This is a genomic window from Thauera sp. 2A1, from assembly GCF_009469595.2.
In the GTDB taxonomy this organism is placed as follows: Bacteria; Pseudomonadota; Gammaproteobacteria; order Burkholderiales; family Rhodocyclaceae; genus Thauera.
In genome coordinates, this window is record NZ_SSXV01000106.1 from 1 (window position 1) to 1458 (window position 1458).

The window sequence follows — 1458 nt, forward strand, 5'->3', positions numbered from 1 at the left end:
AGGAGATGTAATGGACGCCTCCCTCCCGCCTCAGGTATGGGTCCGCAGTGCTCTTCAATGAGAAGAGCCCTCCTGTTACCTGACGGCATCGATGTGCCAAAGTGGAAGTGTCGAAACGACCACAAACGGTAAGGAGGGCTCGTGATGAAGGTTACGACATTCGGTCTGGATCTGGCAAAGCGCGTTTTTCAGTTGCACTGGGTGGAGGCCGAGACGGGCGAGGTCAAGCGCCGTCAGCTCAAGCGTGAGCAGATCGTGAAGTTTTTTGCTCAGCGCAGCGCCTCGGTGGTTGCGATGGAGGCGTGTGGCAGCGCGCATTACTGGGCCCGCAGGCTGATCGGGTTGGGTCACGAGGTGCGACTGATCGCGCCCAAGTTCGTGCGCCCGTTCGTGCGCAGCAACAAGACCGACGCGGCCGACGCCCAGGCGATCTGGGAAGCGGCGCAGCGCCCCGAGCGGCGCTTCGTGGCGGTCAAGAGCGAGCAGCAGCAGGCGGTGCTGATGCTGCACCGGATGCGCGAACAGTTGGTGAAGATGCGCACGATGCAGATCAACCAGTTGCGCGGCTTGCTCTACGAGTTCGGGGTGAATTTGCCGGCCGGCCGGCAAAAGGGCCTGGCCGAGGTGGCACCAGCGCTGGCGCAACTCGAAGACAGCTTGCCGGCGCTGGTGCTCGAGGCGCTCCAGGCGCAGCGGGCGCGCATCGACACGCTCACCCGGGACATCGAGGAGATCGAGCGCAAGCTGGCCGCGTGGCGCAAGGAAGACGAGGCCGCCCGGCGCCTGATGCAGATCCCCGGTGTGGGCGTGCTCACGGCCACCGCCGCGGTGGCCACAATCGGCGATGCCAAGGTCTTCAGCAGCGGGCGCGAGTTCGCTGCCTTCCTCGGCCTGGTGCCTCGACAAAGCGGCACCGGCGGCAGGGTGAAGCTACTGGGCATCAGCAAGCGGGGCGACGTGTACCTACGCAAGTTGCTGATCCATGGCGCACGCGCGGTCATCGCCCACGCCAAGGAACGCGATCCGTGGATCGACGGGCTGCTGGCACGCAGACCGATCAACGCCGTCGTCGTGGCCCTGGCCAACAAGATGGCACGCACCGCCTGGGCCCTGCTGGCCTACGGGCGGTGTTACGAGAAAAGGCGTTATGCAGAAGGACTGGCGTGACCTCGAGCAGCGCCAGGAGCACGAACCCAGAGTTGATCGTCCAAGGTTGCGCAGGTTGAGGCAAGCATGATGGCGTAAGAGGTCGGACCGTGGGGAAATCAGCCTGCAAGCCCGCTTGTCCTTCGAGGACGCGTAGGAGATGAGGCCTTCCCCAGCGAATTCCATCAGGGCCAGCAGACATCGGGTCTGCACAACAGGCCGGATATAAGACTGCAGCCAGATCCTCAAGCGTCAAATGCAAACTTCACTTGCCAAACCGGGAGGCGTCCATATAAGCGGGCTTGACCGCGA

1 protein-coding gene is annotated in these 1458 nt (G+C 63.7%); it reads left to right on the plus strand.

Annotated elements, in window-relative coordinates; genetic code table 11:
• The first annotated feature begins 144 nt into the window (after nucleotides 1–144).
• Nucleotides 145–1167 carry an IS110 family transposase gene (locus tag GH664_RS22710; RefSeq protein ID WP_153170308.1) on the plus strand — a complete coding sequence of 341 codons (1023 nt, stop codon included), beginning with the start codon at nucleotides 145–147 and terminating at the stop codon, nucleotides 1165–1167.
• Nucleotides 1168–1458: the final 291 nt, after the last annotated feature.

Excerpts from the sequence above, each read along its gene's own strand:
- GH664_RS22710 (WP_153170308.1), top strand. The coding sequence starts at position 145 with ATGAAGGTTACGACATTCGGTCTGGATCTGGCAAAGCGCGTTTTTCAG.